The organism is uncultured Massilia sp. (genome assembly GCF_913773735.1).
Taxonomy (GTDB): Bacteria; Pseudomonadota; Gammaproteobacteria; order Burkholderiales; family Burkholderiaceae_D; genus Telluria.
The window spans coordinates 23,746-41,840 of record NZ_CAJYEB010000002.1; the positions used below are offsets into that span (position 1 = coordinate 23,746).

Consider the following 18,095-nt stretch of genomic DNA (forward strand, 5'->3'; position numbering starts at 1 on the left):
GCCCGCGGCGCGGCGGCGGCGGCAGCGGCGGCGTCATTCCGCGCGGTAGACGCGCGGCTCCAGCACGTGTTCCTCGACCGGCGGCACCGGCGGCTGCGCGCTGGCCGTCGGTGCCGGCGTGGCGGCGCGCTTCGGGTAGGGCGTGCCGTCGCGGTGCGTGTAGCCGTTGCTGGCCGCGTCGTAGACGAGGTCGATGTCGGGATAGTAGGCCCGGTCGTCCGGATCGTTCGGCCCCACCGCCAGGAACAGCGCATTGCCCCAGCCGCGGTTGACGAAGTGGTGGGCGTTCGGACGGCCGGCCGGGAAGGCCGCGCAGTCGCCGGCGCGCATCAGGGTCTCGCCTTCGTCGGTGACGAGCGTCAGTTCGCCCGACACCACCATGACGAACTCGTCCTCGTGCGTGTGCCAGTGGCGCTGCGACGAGGCCGCGCCCGGCTGGAGCTCGACCAGGTTGGCGCCGAACTGGGTCAGGCCGCCGGCCGCGGCCAATGCCTGGCGGCTGCGGCCGTTGACGGCCTCGGCAAAGGGATCGGGGTAACCGGTGCCGGTCAGCACCGGGATGACGCTCAGGTCGAGCCTGGACATGGCGACGCTCCTTGTTGGTTTGGACGCAGTGCTGGACGGACTGCTGGCGGCTAGCATAGCGCAAACGGCGGCGCGACCCTTGTCCCGCAGGCGTGACAATGTGCGCATGTTGCGCCGTCGGCGCCGTGCTATCGTGGCCATCTTTCGAGGAGGGCGGGATGACGGCGACGGCGGGGGCGAAGCAGCGACTGCAGGCGGGACGCGCGGCCGCGCGCGCGGGCAGGCACGAGGAAGCGCTGCGCGAATTCGCCTGGTTCCACGACCACGCGCTGGACGACACGCCGTCGCTGTACGGCGTGCGCCTGTCGTTCGCGCTGCACGACTGGGTCCGGCTCGGCGAGGCCTATCCGCCGGCGCGCCAGGCGCTCGACGCCGTCCGCGCGCGCAAGGCGCAGGCGCTGCTGGACGGCGCCGCCGATTTTTCGCTGTTCCACGACGTCGCGTCGATCGACGAGATGCTGGGCATGCCGCAGGCCACCGGCACGCTGTACGCGGCGCTGGCCGAACGCGCGCCGGCGTTCGCGCGCGCGGTCGCCGGCGTTGCGCTGCCACTCCTGGTGCAGGCCGGAGATTACGTCCTGGCCGACCGTATGCGGCCCGAACCGGCGCAAGCGCTCCGCGAGCACGCCAACCTGCTGGCGCGCCACCTGCGCTGGGCCCGGCGGCAGCCCTATGCGCCCATGCCGCTGCGCTGGTCCTTCATCGAGGGCCATGCGGCCCTCGTGCGAATGCACGTGGCGATCACCGCGGCCGTCGGTGGCCCCGCCGCGGCCGGCCGCCTGGCAGCGCAGGCCATCGCCGCGATCCCCGATCCCCTGCTGCGCGCCACGGTGCGCGAACAAATCGCCCGGCCCTCCGGCGCGCGGGTGTACCGCAAGCGCCGGCGCGGCTGGTCGCCGCCGCGCCGCGTCGAGTGCTGATCAGGCGCGCTTCTGCACCAGCGTCAGGATGTCGTAGCTGGCCACCAGCTCGTCGCGCTGGTTGGTGACCTGCACGTCCCAGGCCACCACGCCCTGGCCGCGCCCGGCCTCGTCGGTGCGGTTGCGGTCGACCTTGCGCTTGCAGGTCAGGCGCGCGCGGATGGTGTCGCCGATCGCCACCGGCGCCACGAAGCGCAGGTTGTCCAGGCCATAGTTGGCCAGCACCGGTCCCGGCGCCGGCGAGACGAACAGCCCGGCCGCCGCCGACAGCACGAAGTAGCCGTGGGCGATGCGCTGGCCGAACTGGGTATCCTTCGCCGCGATCTCGTCGAAGTGCATGTAGAAGTAGTCGCCCGAGACGCCGCCGAAGTTCACGATGTCCGCCTCGGCGACGGTGCGGCGGTGCGTGAGCAGCGAGTGGCCCACTTCCAGGTCCTCGAAGTGGCGGCGGAACGGGTGGACTTCCGATTCCTTGACGGCGGCGCCGCGCACGTACTCGCCGGTGACGGCCGCCAGCATCGTCGGCGAACCCTGCACCGCGGCGCGCTGCAGGAAGTGCTTGACGGCGCGGATGCCGCCCAGTTCCTCGCCGCCGCCGGCGCGGCCCGGGCCGCCGTGCTTGAGCTGCGGCAGCGGCGAGCCGTGGCCGGTCGAATCCACCGCCGCCTCGCGGTCCAGGATGTGCACGCGGCCGTGCGAGGCCGCCGCGACCGGCACCGCCTGCGCGGCGATGGCCGGATCCTTCGTCACCAGCGTCGTCACCAGGCTGCCGCGGCCGCGCGCGGCCAGCGCCAGCGCCTCGTCGATGCCCCGGTAGGGCACGATGGTGCTGACCGGACCGAAGGCTTCGACGTCGTGGACCGCGGCGTTGGCGGCGCCATGGCGCGCCAGGATCAGCGTGGGCGCGAAGAAGGCGCCGTCGGCGCAACCGGCGCCGACCGGCTGGAAGCCGTCGCGGGCGGAGAACAGCACCTCGTTGCCGCGCGCGAGCATCTCGACGCGCTCGGCGACGTCGCGCTGCTGGTCCTTCGATGCCAGCGCGCCCATGCGCACGCCCTCGACCTGCGGATTGCCGACCACGATCTTCGCCAGCCGTGCGCGCAGGCGCTCGCCGACGGCGTCGACGAGGTGCTCCGGCACGATCACGCGGCGGATCGCCGTGCACTTCTGCCCCGCCTTGCCGGTCATCTCGCGCGCCACTTCCTTGACGAACAGGTCGAATTCCTCGTCATCCGGGGTCACGTCCGGCGCCAGGATGGCGGCGTTGAGCGAGTCCGCCTCGGCGGTGAACGGCACCGATTCGCGGATCAGGTTGGGATTGGCGCGCAGCTTCGCGGCGGTATCGGCCGAGCCGGTGAAGGTGACCGCGTCGAAGCCGCCCAGGCGGTCCAGCAGGTCGCCGGTGCCGCCGATGACCAGTTGCAGGCAGCCTTCCGGCAGCAGGTTCGACGCCATCATCAGCTTGACGACGGCGTGGGTGAGGTAGCTGGTCGCGGTGGCCGGCTTGGCGATGCAGGGCATGGCGGCCAGGAAGCTCGGCGCGAATTTTTCCAGCAGGCCCCAGATCGGGAAATTGAAGGCGTTGATGTGCACGGCGACCCCGCCGCGCGGCACCAGGATGTGCGTGCCGGCGAAGCCGCCGCGCTTGCCCAGCGCCATGGCCGGTCCCTCGTGCAGCACGTTCGACGACGGCAGTTCGCGCCCGCCCATGCTGGCGTAGGCGAACAGCGTGCCGATGCCGCCCTCGACGTCGACCCAGCTATCGGGCCGCGTGGCGCCGGTCAGGTGCGAGATCGCATACAGCTCTTCCTTGCGCTCCATCAGGTACAGGGCCAGGGCCTTGAGCACCTGCGCGCGCTTCTGGAAGTCGAGCCGCATCAGCGCCGGCACGCCGGTCCTGCGGGCGTAGGTGACGGCTTCGTCGAAGTCGATCTTATCGGCGTGGGTATGGTAGATCAGCCGGTTGTCCAGCGCGCCGTGCAGGGGCTGGTGCGGTTCGCTGCCGAGCCAGCGGCCGGCGATCAGGCTTTGCAGGGTGGATGGGGTGTGCATTTTGTGTCTCCTCAGTTCATGGGAAATTGGGCCCCGGCCTGCGCCGGGGCGACGTATCGAGGACCGTCGCCCCGGCGCAGGCCGGGGCCCAATTTTGCGTGCACGCACGCAGCTATTTTTTGGGCTTGTGCGGCTCGTCGAACACCAGCCTGCGCCGCCCTGCTTCCGGTTCCGTCAACGCCTCCACCTCGCGCATCGTGTCCATCGAGCGCAGGTTCAGGTCGTGGTACTGCCGCGTCCCGTAGCTCTTCCACGCGACCTCCTCGTCCGTGACCGCGCGCACCACCCGCGCCGGCGCGCCCAGCACCAGGCTGCGCGGCGCGATCACCATGCCGGCCTTGACGAAGGCGGCGGCGCCGACGATGGATTCGCAGCCGACGACCGCCTTGTCCATCACCACCGCGTTCATGCCGACCATGGCGTTGCGGCCCACGCGGCAGCCGTGCAGCACGGCGCCGTGGCCGATGTGGCCGTCGACCTCGACCACCGTGTCGTCCTCGGGAAAACCGTGCATCACGCAGGTGTCCTGCACGTTGGCCCCCTCTTCCAGCACCAGGCGGCCGAAGTCGCCGCGCAGCGAGGCCAGCGGCCCGACGTAGCAGCGCGGGCCGACGATCACGTCGCCGACCAGCACCGCCGTCGGATGCACGTAGGCGCTCGGGTGCACGACCGGGCGGATGCCGTCGATCTCGTAGACCGGCATGTCAGACCCTTTCGACGATCAGGGCGATGCCCTGGCCGACGCCGATGCACATCGTGCACAGCGCATAGCGCCCGCCCGTGCGCTGCAGCTGGTTCACGGCCGCCATCACCAGGCGCGCGCCGGATGCGCCCAGCGGATGGCCGATCGAGATCGCGCCGCCGTTCGGGTTCACGCGCGCATCGTCGTCGGCCAGGCCGAGGTCGCGCAGCACGGCCAGGCCCTGGGCGGCGAACGCTTCGTTCAGCTCGATCACGTCCATCTGCGCCAGCGTCAGGCCGGTCATGGCCAGCAGTTTCCTGGTGGCCGGCGCCGGGCCGAAGCCCATGATGCGCGGGGCCAGGCCCACCGTCGTCATGCCGACCACGCGGGCGCGCGGCGTCAAGCCATGGTTGTCCACCGCCGCGCCGGAGGCCAGCAGGATCGCGCAGGCGCCGTCGTTCACGCCGGCGGCATTGCCGGCGGTGACGCTGCCGTCCGGCGTCACCACGCCTTTCAGCCTGGCCAGCGCATCCAGGCTGGTGTCCGGGCGCGGATGCTCGTCGGTATCCACGACCCTGGGATCGCCTTTCTTCTGCGGGATGGCGACCGGCACGATCTCGCCGGCGAACACGCCGGCGGCCTGCGCGCGCGCCCACTTCTGGTGGCTGCGCAGCGCGAACGCGTCCTGGTCGGCACGATCGACGCCGAACTCGCGCGCCACGTTTTCCGCCGTCTCGGGCATCGAGTCGATGCCGTACTGCGCCTTCATCCTCGGGTTGACGAAGCGCCAGCCGATGGTGGTGTCCTCGATCTTCGCGCTGCGCGAGAAGGCGCTGTCGGCCTTGCCCATCACGAAGGGCGCGCGCGTCATGCTCTCGACGCCGCCGGCGACGACCAGGTCGGCCTCGCCGGCGCGGATCGCGCGCGCGGCCGTGCCCACGGCATCCAGGCTGGAGCCGCACAGGCGGTTGATGGTGCTGCCGGGGACGCTGTCCGGCAGGCCGGCCAGCAGCAGCGCCATGCGCGCCACGTTGCGGTTGTCCTCGCCGGCCTGGTTGGCGCAGCCGAGCAGCACGTCGTCCACGCGCGACCAGTCGACGCCGGGATTGCGCGCGACGAGGGCGGCGATCGGCAGCGCGGCCAGGTCGTCGGCGCGCACGCCGGCGAGCGCGCCGCCGAAGCGGCCGAAAGGCGTGCGCACGGCGTCGCAGATATAGGCTTCGTTCATGTCGTATCCTTGTCCTTGCTTCATGGGTTGCGGGGGCGCTGGTCGAGCACGCGGCGCGCCTTGCCGGTCAGCGAGCGTTCGATGCCTTGCGACGGCAGCAGCTGCACGCGCGTCGTCACGCCGATATGGGTCTTGATGCGGTGCTGCAGTTCGCGCCCGATGGCCTCGATCGTCTCCTGCGCCACCTCGCCTTCGCGCAGTTCGCAGCGCACCTCGAGCGCGTCGAGGTGGCCGTCGCGCGTCACCACCAGCTGGTAGTGCGGGGCCAGCGCGGGCAGCTGCAGCACGAGTTCCTCGACCTGGCTGGGGAAGACGTTCACGCCGCGGATGATCAGCATGTCGTCCGAGCGGCCGTTGATGCGGCCCATGCGGCGCATCGCGCGCGAGGTCGGCGGCAGCAGGCGGGTCAGGTCGCGCGTGCGGTAGCGGACGATGGGCAGCGCTTCCTTGGTGAGCGAGGTGAACACCAGTTCGCCCTCGGCGCCGTCCGGCAGCACCTCGCCGGTATCGGGGTCGATGATCTCGGGATAGAAATGGTCTTCCCAGACCACCGGGCCGTCCTTGCTCTCGATGCACTCGCTGGCCACGCCCGGCCCCATCACCTCGGACAGGCCGTAGATGTCGACGGCGTCGATGCCGGCGCGTTCCTCGATCTCGCGGCGCATGGCGTCGGTCCAGGGCTCGGCGCCGAAGATGCCGACCCGCAGCGAGGACGTGGCCGGGTCGATGCCCTGGCGCCGGAATTCCTCGACGATGTTCAGCATGTACGAGGGCGTGACCATGATGATCGAGGGCTGGAAGTCCTGGATCAGCTGGACCTGCTTCTCGGTCTGCCCGCCCGACATCGGCACGACGGTGCAGCCAAGGCGCTCGGCGCCGTAGTGGGCGCCCAGGCCGCCGGTGAACAGGCCGTAGCCGTAGGCGACGTGCACCATGTCGCCGGGCCGACCGCCCGCCGCGCGGATCGAGCGCGCGACCACGCCGGCCCAGGTGTCGATGTCGCGTTGCGTGTAGCCGACCACGGTCGGCTTGCCGGTGGTGCCGGACGAGGCATGCACGCGCACCACCCGTTCGCGCGGCACGGCGAACATGCCGAACGGGTAGTTGTCGCGCAGCGTCGCCTTGTCGGTGAACGGGAATTTCGCCAGGTCGGCCAGGGTGGCCAAATCGTCCGGATGGACGCCGGCCTCATCGAAGGCGCGGCGGTAGTGGGGCACGTTGTCGTAGGCGTGCCGCAGGCTCCACTGCAGGCGTTCCAGCTGCAGCGCCTGCAGTTCGTCGCGGCTGGCGCGCTCGATCGGGTCGAGTTCGCCGGGTTGGGGAATGCGTTGGACCATTGTTGACTCCTGTTGGGGGCGCAGGCGCGTTGTCACGCATCCGGTTCCACGATATGGCCGGCGATGCGGTGCGACTTGCCGCGGAACAGCGCGATCCGGCGCCCTTCCTGGTTCGACACGGCCACGTCGTAGACTCCGGTCTTGCCGGCCAGCGCCTGCTCGACCGCCTCGGCCACCAGCACGTCGCCCGCCCGGCCCGGCGCCAGGTAGTCGATCGTGCAGCCGGCGCCGACGGTGTTGAAGTTGTGCGAATTGCAGGCGAACGCGAAGGCGCTGTCGGCCAGCATGAAGATGTAGCCGCCATGGCAGGTGGCATGACCGTTCAGCATGTCGGGACGCACGGCCATGCGCATGCGCGCATAGCCGGGACGGATTGCCTCGAGCGCCATGCCCAGCGCCTGGCTGGCCGGATCGCGTTCGTACATGGTCCTGCCGGCCAGTTCGGCCAGTGCTTGCGGATCACGCGGCATGGAAGCGGCCTCCTTGCGTGTCGAAGACGCCGGCGGCGAGCCGGCGGCGCAGCAGCGGCGACACGCGGTAGCGGTCCTCGCCGTAGGCCGCGCCCAGGTTGGACAGCACCGCCACCACCTGGCGCAGGCCGACCGCATCGGCCCAGGCCAGCGGGCCGCGCGGATAGTTCACGCCCTTCTGCATCGCCACGTCCACCGCGGCGGCGCTGCACACGCCCTGGTTGACGGCGTCGGCCGCCTCGTTGGCCAGCATGGCGACGGTGCGCATCACGGCCATGCCCGGCACGTCGTCCAGGCGCGTGACGGCGAAGCCCGCTTCCTGGAACAGGCCGACGGCGGCATGCCAGGCGGCGTCGGAACAACCGTCGGCCTTCGCCAGCGCGATGCGCGCAGCCCTGGCCGGGTCCAGCACGAGGTCGAACAGCACCGTGTCGCGCCAGCCGTCGTCGGCCGCGCGCTGCGTCGCGCTGCGTCCGTCGGTCAGGTAGATGGCGGCGCCGCCCGCATGCAGGGCCGGCGCCTCGCGCGCCTCGGCGCCGTCGAGCAGGCCCGGATGGCCGACGTCCACGCCGGATGCCTGCAGGCGCGCGGCCAGCACGTCGTGCAACGCGTCGAAGGCGGGCGCGCGCGCGTCCTGCGCGTGGGTCACGCGCACCGTCTTCGGACACGGTTGCGGCGCCTCCTGCGCGGCCTGCGGCGCGGGCACGTCGGCGCCGTAGCGGTAGAAGCCGCGCCCGCTCTTGCGGCCCAGGAAGCCCGCGTTCACGAGTTCCTGCTGCAGCGTCGACGGCGTGTAGCGCGGGTCGCCGAAATACGCGTCGAACACGGAGCGCGTGACGGAGAAATTGACGTCGTGGCCGATCAGGTCCATCAGCTCGAAGGGGCCCATGCGAAAGCCCCCCGCGTCGCGCATCACGGCGTCCAGCGTGGCGGCGTCGGCCGCGCCTTCCTGCAGCAGGCGCAGCGCCTCCGCATAGTAGGGACGCGCCACCCGGTTGACGATGAAGCCGGGCGTGGACTTCGCGTGCACCGGGCTCTTGCCCCAGGCCGCGGCGGTGGCGGCGACGACGTCGGCCACGGCCTTGTCGGTGGCCACGCCTGCGACCACTTCCACCAGCGCCATCAGCGGCACCGGATTGAAGAAGTGCATGCCCACCAGGCGCTGCGGACGCTGCAGCCCGGCCGCGATGGCGGTGACGGAGATCGACGAGGTATTGGTGGCCAGGATGCAGTCCGGGCCGACGACGGCTTCCAGCGCGGCGAACAGCGCGCGCTTGGCGTCCAGGTCCTCGACGATGGCCTCGACCGCCAGCGCGGCGCCGGCGGCGTCCTGCAGCGCGGCCATCGGACGCAGGCGCTCGCGCGCCAGGTCGGCCTCGGCCGCGCCCATGCGGCCCTTCTCGACCAGCCTGGCGTAGGCCTTGCCGATGCCGGCGATGGCGCGCGCGACGGCGTCCTGGCTGGTGTCGAACAGGCGCACCTGGTGGCCGGCCGCGGCCGCGACCTGGGCGATGCCGCTGCCCATGGCGCCGCTGCCGATGACGGCGACGACGCTGCCCTTTTCCAATGCATTGGCCATGGCTTACTCTCCCTTGAAGTGAGGCTGGCGTTTCTCGATGAAGGCGGACACGCCTTCGCGGTAGTCGTGGCTGTGGCCCAGCTCGCGCATCATGCGCGCCTCCAGCGCCAGCTGCTGTTCCAGCGTGTTGCCCCAGCTGGCCAGCATGGCCTGCTTGGTGAAGGCCAGCCCCTTGGTGGGCGCGGCGGCGAAGTGCGCGGCCATGGCGCGCGCCTGCGGCAGCAGCGCCTCGTCCGGCACGCAGCGCCAGATCAGGCCCCAGGTCTCGGCCTGCTCGGCGGAGATGCGCTCGCCCAGCAGCGCCATGCCCATCGCCCGCGCCGGGCCGACCAGGCGCGGCAGCGCCCAGGTGCCGCCGGTGTCGGGGATCAGGCCCAGCTTGCAGAAGGCTTCGATGAAGCTGGCGGACTGCGCGGCCAGCACGATGTCGCAGGCCAGCGCCAGGTTGGCGCCGGCGCCGGCGGCCACGCCGTTGACGGCGCAGATCACGGGCAGCGGCAGCGTGCGCAGCGTGGTCACCAGCGGCGCATAGTATTTCTCGACCGATTCGCCCAGGTCCACGCTGGGCGCGCCGGGGGCGACGGCGCGGTCGTTCAGGTCCTGGCCGGCGCAGAAGCCGCGCCCGGCGCCGGTGAGCAGCAGCACGCGCACGCTGCGGTCTTCCTGCACGCGGTCGAGGGCGTGGCGCACTTCCTCGTGCATCGCGCGGGTGAAGCTGTTCAGGCGGTCCGGGCGGTTCAGGACCAGGGTGGCGATGCCGGATGCGATGGTGAAGTCGATGGATGCGTAGGTCATGGTGTCTCCGTGTGTTCTTGTTCGATCGGCTACGTCGCCCCGGCGCAGGCCGGGGCCTAATGTCTTTTCGGTGGCCGCATGCGAAATTGGACCCCGGCCTGCGCCGGGGCGACGTACGCTTATTCGGCCACGTCGAAATCGACCACGACCTTGTCCGTCACCGGGAAGCTCTGGCAGCTGAGCACGAAGCCGCGCGCCACCTCGTAGTCCTCGAGCGCGTAGTTGACGTCCATGTCCACGGTCCCGTCCAGCACCTTGCAGCGGCAGGTCGAGCACACGCCGCCCTTGCAGGAATAGCGCATGTCGATCCCGGCGCGCAGGCCGGCGTCCAGCAGCGACTCCTTGTCGCGCTCCATCGTGAAGCTGGCGTGGTTGCCGTCCATGATCACGGTGACCTCGGTGCTGCGCTGCGCTGCGCCGGCGCCGGCGCCGGCGCCGGCCTGGCGGCGCGGCCCGCGCGGCGCCTGCGCGGCGCCGGCGGCGAACAGCTCGATGCGGATCCGGTCCTTCGGCATGCCGGCTTCCTGCAGCGCCGCCGAGACGCCGTGCATCATGTCTTCCGGGCCGCAGACGAAGGCGTAGTCGACGTCTTCGACGCGCAGCCAGCGCTGGAACAACTGGCGGCACTTGTCCTCGGTGATGCGGCCGTTGAACAGCTCGATATCCTGCTGCTCGCGGCTCATCACGTACACCAGGTTCAGGCGCTCCAGGTACTGGTCCTTCAGCTCGGCCAGTTCGTCGCGGAAGAGCACGGACGAGGAGGCGCGGTTGCCGTACAGGACGGTGAAGCGGCTGTGCGGCTCGGCCAGCAGCGTGGTCTTGACGATCGACAGGATCGGCGTGATGCCGCTGCCGGCCGCGAACGCCAGGTAGTGGCGCCGGCTGTCCGGGTCGAGCGGCAGGTTGAAGCGGCCTTCCGGCGGCATCACGTCCAGCGCGACGCCGGGCTTGATCGCCTCGTTGGCCCAGGTCGAGAACAGGCCGCCGGGCACGCGCTTGATGGCGACGCGCAGGCGCTCGTCCTGCACGGCGGCGCAGATCGAGTAGGAACGGCGCACCTCCTCGCCGTCGATGGTGGCGCGCAGCGTCAGGTGCTGGCCCTGGCGGTAGCGGAACGTCTCTTGCAGTGGCGGCGGCACGTCGAAGGTGACGGCGATGGCGTCGCGCGTCTCGTGCCGGACGTGCGCCACCTGCAGGCGATGGAATTGGCTCATGTCGGCCTCAATGGCATTTGAAGTAGTCGAAGGGCTCGCGGCAGTCCTGGCACTGGTACAGCGCCTTGCACGGCGTCGAGCCGAACTGGCTGGTCAGGCGCGTGCGCGCCGAGCCGCAGTGCGGGCAGGCGACGTCCGGCTGGCGGATCGCGTGGCGCTTCACGCCGTGCGCCAGGCCGCTGATGTCGATCACCTGCTGCGCCGGCGGCGCGATGCCGTAGCCCTTGAGCGCGGCCTTGCCGGCCTCGCTCATCCAGTCGGTGGTCCAGGCCGGCGACAGGCGGGTGGCGATGCGCACGTCGGCGACGCCGCGCGCGCGCAGCGCCTGCGCGACGTCCGCGGCGATCACCTGCATCGCCGGGCAGCCGGAATAGGTCGGGGTGATCGTCACCGTGCAGGCGCCGCCGTCCGCGTCGACGGCGACGTCGCGCACGATGCCCAGGTCCACCACCGAGATCACCGGGATCTCGGGGTCCGGCACCTCGCCGAGCCAGGCCCAGACCTGGGCGGCGGTGAAGACGGGCGCGGCCACGGCGCTTACCACTCGGCGCCCGGGTAGGCGCGCTGCAGGAACTGCATCTCGGCCAGCAGGTAGCCGAGGCGTTCGGAATGGCGGCCCTGCTTGCCGCCGCGCTGCATGAAGGCGTCCGGCGCCGGCATGCGCAGCGTCGCCTCGTCCAGCACCTCGGCCACGTGGCCGAGGAAGGCGGCGCGCAGCGTGTCGGCCGGCGGGGCGACGCCCCGCTCCACCATGGCCAGGTCGACGGCGTCGTAGGCGAACGGCTCGCCGACATAGGTCCACAGCGCGTCGACGGCGTCCTGCATCTTGCGGTGGCTGAGTTCGGTGCCGTCGCCCAGGCGCACCACCAGGTCGCCGCTGCGGCGCAGGTGGTAGGTGACTTCCTTGAGCGACTTTTCCGCGATGTCGGCGATGCGGCGGTCGCTGGAGGCCAGCAGTTCGCGCATCAGGTAGTAGTGCCAGGTGTCGAAGAAGAACTGGCGCACCATGACGTGCGCATAGTCGCCGTTGGGCTGCTCGACCAGCAGCGCGTTGCGGAACGCGCGGCTGTCGCGCAGGTAGGCCAGCTGGTCCTCGTCGCGCCCGCGGCCCTCGATCTCGCCGGCGTAGGCGAGCCACAGGCGCGTCTGGCCGAGCAGGTCGAGGGCGACGTTGGTCAGCGCCATGTCTTCTTCCAGCGCCGGGCCCTTGCCGCACAGCTGCGACAGTTGCTGCGACAGGATCAGGGCGTTGTCGCCCTGGCGCAGCAGGTAGTCGAACTTGAATTCGTCGAACGGGTTCGCATCCATCGCCGCCTCACAGGTTCTTGACGTCTTCCGGCATCGGGAAGAAGGTGGGGTGGCGGTAGACCTTGCTGTTGGACGGCTCGAACAGCGCGTCCTTGTCGGCAGGGCTGGAGGCGACGATGTCGGCCGCCTTCACGACCCAGATCGAGACGCCTTCGTTGCGGCGCGTGTAGACGTCGCGCGCGTTGTTGATCGCCATCGCGGCGTCGGGGGCGTGCAGGCTGCCCACGTGCTTGTGGGCGAGGCCGTGCTGGCTGCGGATGAAGACCTCCCACAGGGGCCATTCTTTGCTCATTGTTGTCTCCGTGTTCTTGGCGACGCGGTGGTGCGCACGGGGTGCGCACCCTACGGCTCCGTATCTTTTTTGCGGCGCGTGGTCAAACCGGGGTCAGAGCCCCTGAACGGCAACACCGGGCTCTGACCCCTGGGCCTGCTTGTCCGCGTAGGCATTCAACGCCTCGCGGAACCACGCCCCCTCTTCCCACGCCGTCACGCGCGTGCGCAGGCGCTCCTTGTTGCACGGTCCGTTGCCCTTCAGGACCTCGTGGAACTCGCTCCAGTCGATCGCGCCGAAGTCGTAGCTGCCGCGCTCAGCGTTCCACTTCAGGTCCGGGTCGGGGATGGTCAGGCCCAGGAACTCGGCCTGCGGCACGGTCTGGTCGACCATGCGCTGGCGCAGCTCGTCGTTCGAGAACAGCTTGATGCGCCACTTGCTCGATTGCGCGCTGTTGACGGATTCCGCGTCGGACGGGCCGAACATCATCAGCGCGGGCCACCACCAGCGGTCCAGGGCATCCTGCGCCATCGCCTTCTGCTCGGGCGTACCCTGGGCCAGCTTCATCATGATGTCGTAGCCCTGGCGCGCGTGGAAGGACTCTTCCTTGCACACGCGGATCATGGCGCGCGCGTACGGGCCGTAGGAGCAGCGGCACAGCGGGATCTGGTTGATGATGGCCGAGCCGTCCACCAGCCAGCCGATGGCGCCGATGTCGGCCCAGGTCAGGGTGGGATAATTGAAGATGCTCGAATACTTGGCCTTGCCCGCGTGCAGCGCGTCGAGCAGCTCGTCGCGCGACACGCCCAGCGTCTCGGCGGCGCTGTACAGGTACAGGCCGTGGCCGGCCTCGTCCTGGATCTTGGCCAGCAGGATCGCCTTGCGCTCGAGCGTGGGCGCGCGCGTGACCCAGTTCCCTTCCGGGAGCTGGCCGACGATCTCCGAATGCGCGTGCTGGGAAATCTGGCGCACCAGGGTCTTGCGGTAGGCCTCGGGCATCCAGTCCTTCGGCTCGATCTTGACGCCGGCGTCGATGCGCGCCTGGAACGCCTGCTCCTCGGCGCCCATGTCGTCCTGCGACCGGACCTGCTTGAGGCCCGTGTCCACCATTTGTGCATACATGGCCGGTCTCCGGTTGTGTTTTGTTTGAACCCATAATACGATACAAAAAACACGATGTATAGCGAAATTTTGAATCATATCGACGGCCGCGCGCCGCACACGCCATGACCCCAACCAGCGGTCCCGAGTGGATCGACCGTTTCCTGACCAGCGACCCGCCCCGCTCCAAGTCGCTGGTGATGACCATCTTCGGCGACGCCATCGCCCCGCACGGCGCGCGCCTGTGGCTGGGCAGCCTGATCGAGCTGGTGCAGCCGATGGGCGCCACCGACCGGCTGGTGCGCACCAGCGTGTTCCGCCTGGCGCAGGAAGGCTGGCTGGTGGCCAGCCGCGAGGGCCGGCGCAGCAGCTACGCGCTGGAAGCGCAGGCGCGGCCGCGCTTCGAGCGCGCCAACCGGCGCATCTACGCGCCGCCCGGCCTCGACTGGGACGGCCGCTGGACGCTGCTGCTGGCGCCCAACGGCAGCATCGACGCGGCGCTGCGCGCCCAGGTGCGCAAGGAACTGGAGTGGGAAGGTTTCGCGATGCCGGCGCCTGGCCTGCTGGCGCATCCGGCGGCCGATCCGGCCGGCGTGGCCGAAGTGCTGGAGCGCGTCGGCGCCACCGGCAAGGTGTTCGTGGTGCGCGCGGCCGAACTGGACGGCGTGGGCGCGCGCCCGCTGGGCGAGCTGGTGGGCGAAGGCTGGGACCTGTCGGCCGTGATGGCGGCGTACCGGCGCTTCCTCGCCGACTTCACGCCGCTGCTGGCCCTGCTGGAATCGGGCGCCGCCGTCGATCCGCCGGCGGCGTTCGCGATGCGCAGCCTGCTGATCCACGCCTACCGCCGCGTCCAGCTGCACGACCCGATGCTGCCGCTGGCGCTGCTGCCGCGGCCGTGGCCGGGATCGGAGGCGTATGCGCTGGCGCGCGCCATCTACCACCTGGTGTGGGAACGCGCCGAGGCACACCTGATGGCCGTGCTGCGGCGCGAGGATGCCGGCGCGCCGGCCGCGGATGCGGCGTTTTACGCGCGGTTCGGGGGGCTGGAGTAAGCTGCAGCAGGATCAGCCATCCAGCGCCAGCTGCGCCGCCGCCATTGGATTGCGCACCCGCTCCAGCGGCAGTTCGAGGTCCAGCGCCGGCCAGACCAGGATGGCGCCGCCCAGGCAGTCGACGCGGCACAGCTGCGCCACCGTCGCGTGCTCGAACCAGGGAAACAGCGCGAACGGCAGGTACAGTTCCTCGTCCTGCCGGCGCAGCCAGAAACCCAGCCGGTTCAGGCCCGTGATCTCGACCTGCTCCCATGCGATCGCCTTCATGTCCCCTCCCGTTTCGTTCGGCAAAGCAATGAACATAGCAAAAGCCGCAAGGCCGGGCGTTGACGCAGGGCAGACCCGCCGCCGCGGACGACGAAAGGGGTATCATGCTGGCCTCGACATTTCGACAACAACGGGACGCACCATGTCTATCAAGATCAGCAGCCAGTTCGACGCTGGCGCCATCGAGGTCGTGAACGCCACGAGCGCGAACGCCATCGACCTGAACATCCGCAAGGACTCGCACGCCGACATCACCCAGTGGTTCTACTTCCGCCTGCAGGGCGCGCAGGGCGAACCGTGCACGATCCGCCTGCTCAACGCCGGCAAGTCGGCCTATCCGGCGGGCTGGGAAGACTACAACGCCATGGCCAGCTACGACCGCGTGAACTGGTTCCGCGTGCCGACCGGCTACGACGGCCAGGTGCTCACCATCGAGCACACCCCGGCCATGGACAGCGTCTACTACGCCTATTTCGAGCCGTACTCGTGGGAACGCCACCTGGAGCTGCTGGACCGCGCGCAGCTGTCGGAACACGTGCGCATGCTGGACCTGGGTTCGACCATCGACGGCCGCGACCTGAACATGCTGGTGATCGGCGAGCCGGATGCGGGCAAGAAGAAGGTCTGGGTCATCGCGCGCCAGCACCCGGGCGAGACGATGGCCGAGTGGTTCGTCGAGGGCATGCTCGACGCCCTGCTCGACCCGGCCCACCCGTTCGGCCGCCAGCTGCTGAAGGAAGCGGTGTTCTACGTGGTGCCGAACATGAACCCGGACGGTTCCGTGCGCGGCAACCTGCGCACCAATGCCGCCGGCGCCAACCTGAACCGCGAGTGGTTCGCCCCGTCGATGGAGCGCAGCCCGGAAGTCTTCCTGGTGCGCCAGAAGATGCACCAGACCGGCGTCGACCTGCTGCTCGACGTGCACGGCGACGAGGGCCTGCCCTACGTCTTCATCGCCGGCAGCGACGCCCTGCCGACCTTCACGGCCGAGCAGGCCGCCGCGCAGAAGGCGTTCTCGGACGACTTCATGACCGCGAGCCCGGACTTCCAGGACGTCCACGGCTATCCGAAGGAACCGTACACCGACGAGGTGCTGACCATGGGTTCGCCGTACGTGACCCACGCCTTCGGCTGCCTGTCGCTGACGCTGGAACTGCCGTTCAAGGACAACGCCAACGACCCGGACCCGCAGGTGGGCTGGGACGGCGCGCGCAGCAGCCGGCTGGGCGGCGCGGTGCTGCAGCCGGTGCTGCGGGCGATCCGCGCGCTGGACAAGTAATCGCTACCGTCGCCCCGGCGCAGGCCGGGGCCCAATTCTGCATGCGCCGCGGCTGTGCTGAAATATTGGGACCCCGGCCTGCGCCGGGGCGACGGGGGATGCCGCCGGGGCGACAGGTTGATGCGCTTACAGGAACGTGAACACCTGCTCTTCCTTCAGGCGCGACTTCGGCAGCGCCGCATTGAAGTCGTCGCCGGCGCGGTAGCCGAAGCTCAGCATCACCAGGCTGCTCAGGCCCTGCGCGTGCAGGTCGAATTCCGCGTCCAGCGCGCGCGTGTCGATGCCTTCCATCGGCGTGGTGTCCACGCCCAGCGCGCTCGCGCCCAGCATCGCGGTCCCCAGCGCGATGTAGACCTGCTTTTCCAGCCACTGCGGCAAGTCCTTCTGCGTGTAGCGGTGCAGGTTCACGTAGCCCAGGCGGCCCTTGGCCTGGCCGGCCTTGGCGGCGTCGTCGCGGAAGCGTCCGTCGGCCTGTTCCTGCGCCAGCAGCTTGTCCAGGTGCGCGGCGTCGGCGTCGACGCGGGCGCAGAACAGCACCACGTGCGAGGCGTTCAGCACCTTCGGTTCGTTGTAGGCGAAAGCGGCCGGCGTGCCCTTGGCCATGCGCGCCTTGGCTTCCGGCGTGCTGGCGACGATGAAGTGCCAGGGCTGCGAGTTCACCGAGGAAGGGCTGTTGCGCATCAGGTCGTAGATCTGGCGCATCGTCTCCTCCGGGACCTTGCGGGTCGGGTCGTAGGCTTTGGCGGTATAGCGTTGCTTGGCGGCGGCGAGAATATCCATGGTGTCCTTTCGTTCGGTGAGGTGGCGCGCGACGCATGGGCGCATCCGCGCGACCGGACCGACATTATTGCAGGAACCCGCCATGGACGTGCGGCCTCCCCCGGGCCGCCCCGGCGCCGCCGGCGAGGCGGCTCAGCGCGCGCCCGCCACCGCGCCGGTGCGCGGCGCCAGCAGGTCGTCCAGGCCGATGCGGCGCAGGAATTCGGTACGGATGCGGTCCGCCACCGCGCCGACGACGGCGCAGCCGTCGTCGGACGGATCCACGTGCACGCGGAACGGCCGGCGCCCGTGCGGGGCCGCGACGATGTCGACGATGGCGCGCGCCACCGCGGCCGGGTCGGCATCGGCCGGCTCCAGCGCCGCCAGCCGCGCCAGCGCCTGCTGCGCCAGGCCCTGCGTGGGGCCGTCGTCGTACTCGGCCTGGCGCGCCGCGTCGGCTGGCTTGCCGGCGTGGGCGAAGTGGTTGGTGCCCTGGGTGAAGGCGCCCGGCACGACGATGCTGGTCTCGATGCCCCAGCGCGCCAGTTCGCCCGCATAGCTCACGGCCAGCGCATCCATCGCCGCCTTGGCGGCGAAGTACGGCCCCAGGAAGGGCGGCGTGCCGCCCCGGTGGCTGCTGCTGCCCACCCACAGCAGCAGGCCCTGTCCCTGCCGGCGCAGCGCCGGCAGCGCCGCGCGGTTGACGCGCTGGGTGCCCAGCACGTTGACGTCGTACAGCGCGGCGAGCTGTTCGGGCAGGAAGGCCTCGGCCGCGCCGAACACCATGTGGCCGGCGTTGTGCACGACGACGTCGAGGCGCCCCTGCTCGTCCAGGATGCGCGCCACCGCGGCGTCGGCGGACGCCTGCGATTGCACGTCGAGTTCGATGGCGTGCAGTTGCACGCCGTGGTCGCGGCCGAACGCGCGGGCGGCGTCCCCCTGCGGGGCGTTGCGGCCGCCCAGGTCGCGCATGCCGGCATAGACGACGTGGCCGGCCAGCGCCAGCGCGCGGGCGCTCATCGCGCCGAAGCCGCTGGAAGCGCCGGTGACGACGACGATGCGGTGGGATGACATGTCCATGGTTTCCTCCTGCTGTGAAATGAAGAATCGGTGCAGCCATTTTCATCATTTCACCGCGGAAGATAAATCCACGGTTTTGCACAACACCATTCAAGCCGGGACAACAATATAATCGG

Annotated in this window: 19 protein-coding genes; 3 read left to right on the forward strand and 16 right to left on the reverse strand. The window is 70.5% G+C overall.

Annotated features, from left to right (window positions below):
- Positions 1-33: 33 nt before the first annotated feature.
- Positions 34-585, reverse strand: coding sequence for a cupin domain-containing protein (locus tag QZ749_RS00460; RefSeq protein ID WP_296942137.1), 552 nt, complete (start codon positions 583-585; stop codon positions 34-36).
- Positions 586-743: 158 nt separating this feature from the next.
- Here QZ749_RS00460 and QZ749_RS00465 point away from each other — a divergent pair, with 158 nt between their 5' ends.
- Positions 744-1,505 (forward strand): hypothetical protein, encoded by a 762-nt coding sequence (locus QZ749_RS00465; protein WP_296942139.1) that lies wholly within the window; start codon positions 744-746, stop codon positions 1,503-1,505.
- Here the strand turns inward: QZ749_RS00465 and paaZ are convergent, their stop codons facing one another.
- From paaZ to paaA, 12 genes are all read right to left on the reverse strand, one after another.
- On the reverse strand, positions 1,506-3,557 hold the full coding sequence (gene paaZ, locus QZ749_RS00470) for a phenylacetic acid degradation bifunctional protein PaaZ (RefSeq protein WP_296942141.1): 2,052 nt from the start codon (positions 3,555-3,557) through the stop codon (positions 1,506-1,508).
- A gap of 112 nt (positions 3,558-3,669) precedes the next feature.
- Positions 3,670-4,260: a phenylacetic acid degradation protein PaaY gene (paaY, locus tag QZ749_RS00475; RefSeq protein WP_296942143.1), complete on the reverse strand. Its 591-nt coding sequence runs from the start codon at positions 4,258-4,260 to the stop codon at positions 3,670-3,672.
- Position 4,261: 1 nt separating this feature from the next.
- Positions 4,262-5,467, reverse strand: a complete 1,206-nt coding sequence (pcaF, locus tag QZ749_RS00480; protein WP_296942144.1) for a 3-oxoadipyl-CoA thiolase — start codon at positions 5,465-5,467, stop codon at positions 4,262-4,264.
- A 20-nt stretch (positions 5,468-5,487) separates the two neighbouring features.
- Entirely contained in the window at positions 5,488-6,804 is a 1,317-nt protein-coding gene (gene paaK, locus QZ749_RS00485; protein WP_296942146.1) for a phenylacetate--CoA ligase PaaK, read from the reverse strand.
- A gap of 32 nt (positions 6,805-6,836) precedes the next feature.
- Positions 6,837-7,274, reverse strand: a complete 438-nt coding sequence (gene paaI, locus QZ749_RS00490) for a hydroxyphenylacetyl-CoA thioesterase PaaI (protein WP_296942148.1) — start codon at positions 7,272-7,274, stop codon at positions 6,837-6,839.
- Positions 7,264-8,853: a 3-hydroxyacyl-CoA dehydrogenase PaaH gene (paaH, locus tag QZ749_RS00495; protein ID WP_296942150.1), complete on the reverse strand. Its 1,590-nt coding sequence runs from the start codon at positions 8,851-8,853 to the stop codon at positions 7,264-7,266. Before paaH ends, paaI begins: the two co-directional genes overlap by 11 nt.
- 3 nt (positions 8,854-8,856) lie before the next feature.
- Positions 8,857-9,648 carry a 2-(1,2-epoxy-1,2-dihydrophenyl)acetyl-CoA isomerase PaaG gene (paaG, locus tag QZ749_RS00500; protein ID WP_296942152.1) on the reverse strand — a complete coding sequence of 264 codons (792 nt, stop codon included), beginning with the start codon at positions 9,646-9,648 and terminating at the stop codon, positions 8,857-8,859.
- A gap of 119 nt (positions 9,649-9,767) precedes the next feature.
- The gene (gene paaE / locus QZ749_RS00505; protein WP_296942154.1) at positions 9,768-10,862 is read right to left on the reverse strand and encodes a 1,2-phenylacetyl-CoA epoxidase subunit PaaE; all 1,095 of its coding nucleotides are present in this window, start codon (positions 10,860-10,862) and stop codon (positions 9,768-9,770) included.
- Between the two features lie 7 nt (positions 10,863-10,869).
- Positions 10,870-11,406, reverse strand: a complete 537-nt coding sequence (gene paaD / locus QZ749_RS00510) for a 1,2-phenylacetyl-CoA epoxidase subunit PaaD (RefSeq protein ID WP_373896762.1) — start codon at positions 11,404-11,406, stop codon at positions 10,870-10,872.
- A complete protein-coding gene (gene paaC, locus QZ749_RS00515) occupies positions 11,400-12,170 on the reverse strand; it encodes a 1,2-phenylacetyl-CoA epoxidase subunit PaaC (protein ID WP_296942158.1) in 771 nt (256 codons plus the stop codon). Before paaC ends, paaD begins: the two co-directional genes overlap by 7 nt.
- A gap of 7 nt (positions 12,171-12,177) precedes the next feature.
- A complete protein-coding gene (gene paaB, locus QZ749_RS00520; RefSeq protein ID WP_296942160.1) occupies positions 12,178-12,462 on the reverse strand; it encodes a 1,2-phenylacetyl-CoA epoxidase subunit PaaB in 285 nt (94 codons plus the stop codon).
- Positions 12,463-12,555: 93 nt separating this feature from the next.
- Positions 12,556-13,563: a 1,2-phenylacetyl-CoA epoxidase subunit PaaA gene (gene paaA, locus QZ749_RS00525; protein ID WP_296942162.1), complete on the reverse strand. Its 1,008-nt coding sequence runs from the start codon at positions 13,561-13,563 to the stop codon at positions 12,556-12,558.
- Positions 13,564-13,667: 104 nt separating this feature from the next.
- Here paaA and paaX point away from each other — a divergent pair, with 104 nt between their 5' ends.
- Positions 13,668-14,594, forward strand: coding sequence for a phenylacetic acid degradation operon negative regulatory protein PaaX (paaX, locus tag QZ749_RS00530; protein WP_296942164.1), 927 nt, complete (start codon positions 13,668-13,670; stop codon positions 14,592-14,594).
- A gap of 12 nt (positions 14,595-14,606) precedes the next feature.
- Here the strand turns inward: paaX and QZ749_RS00535 are convergent, their stop codons facing one another.
- A complete protein-coding gene (locus tag QZ749_RS00535; RefSeq protein ID WP_296942166.1) occupies positions 14,607-14,861 on the reverse strand; it encodes a DUF2442 domain-containing protein in 255 nt (84 codons plus the stop codon).
- A gap of 142 nt (positions 14,862-15,003) precedes the next feature.
- Here QZ749_RS00535 and QZ749_RS00540 point away from each other — a divergent pair, with 142 nt between their 5' ends.
- Positions 15,004-16,140 carry a M14-type cytosolic carboxypeptidase gene (locus tag QZ749_RS00540; RefSeq protein ID WP_296942168.1) on the forward strand — a complete coding sequence of 379 codons (1,137 nt, stop codon included), beginning with the start codon at positions 15,004-15,006 and terminating at the stop codon, positions 16,138-16,140.
- A gap of 126 nt (positions 16,141-16,266) precedes the next feature.
- Here QZ749_RS00540 and nfsB read toward each other — a convergent pair whose 3' ends face one another.
- Together nfsB and QZ749_RS00550 are read right to left on the reverse strand one after the other, a co-directional pair.
- Positions 16,267-16,920 carry an oxygen-insensitive NAD(P)H nitroreductase gene (gene nfsB, locus QZ749_RS00545; protein ID WP_296942170.1) on the reverse strand — a complete coding sequence of 218 codons (654 nt, stop codon included), beginning with the start codon at positions 16,918-16,920 and terminating at the stop codon, positions 16,267-16,269.
- 132 nt (positions 16,921-17,052) lie between these two features.
- Positions 17,053-17,973 carry an SDR family NAD(P)-dependent oxidoreductase gene (locus QZ749_RS00550; RefSeq protein WP_296942399.1) on the reverse strand — a complete coding sequence of 307 codons (921 nt, stop codon included), beginning with the start codon at positions 17,971-17,973 and terminating at the stop codon, positions 17,053-17,055.
- Positions 17,974-18,095: the final 122 nt, after the last annotated feature.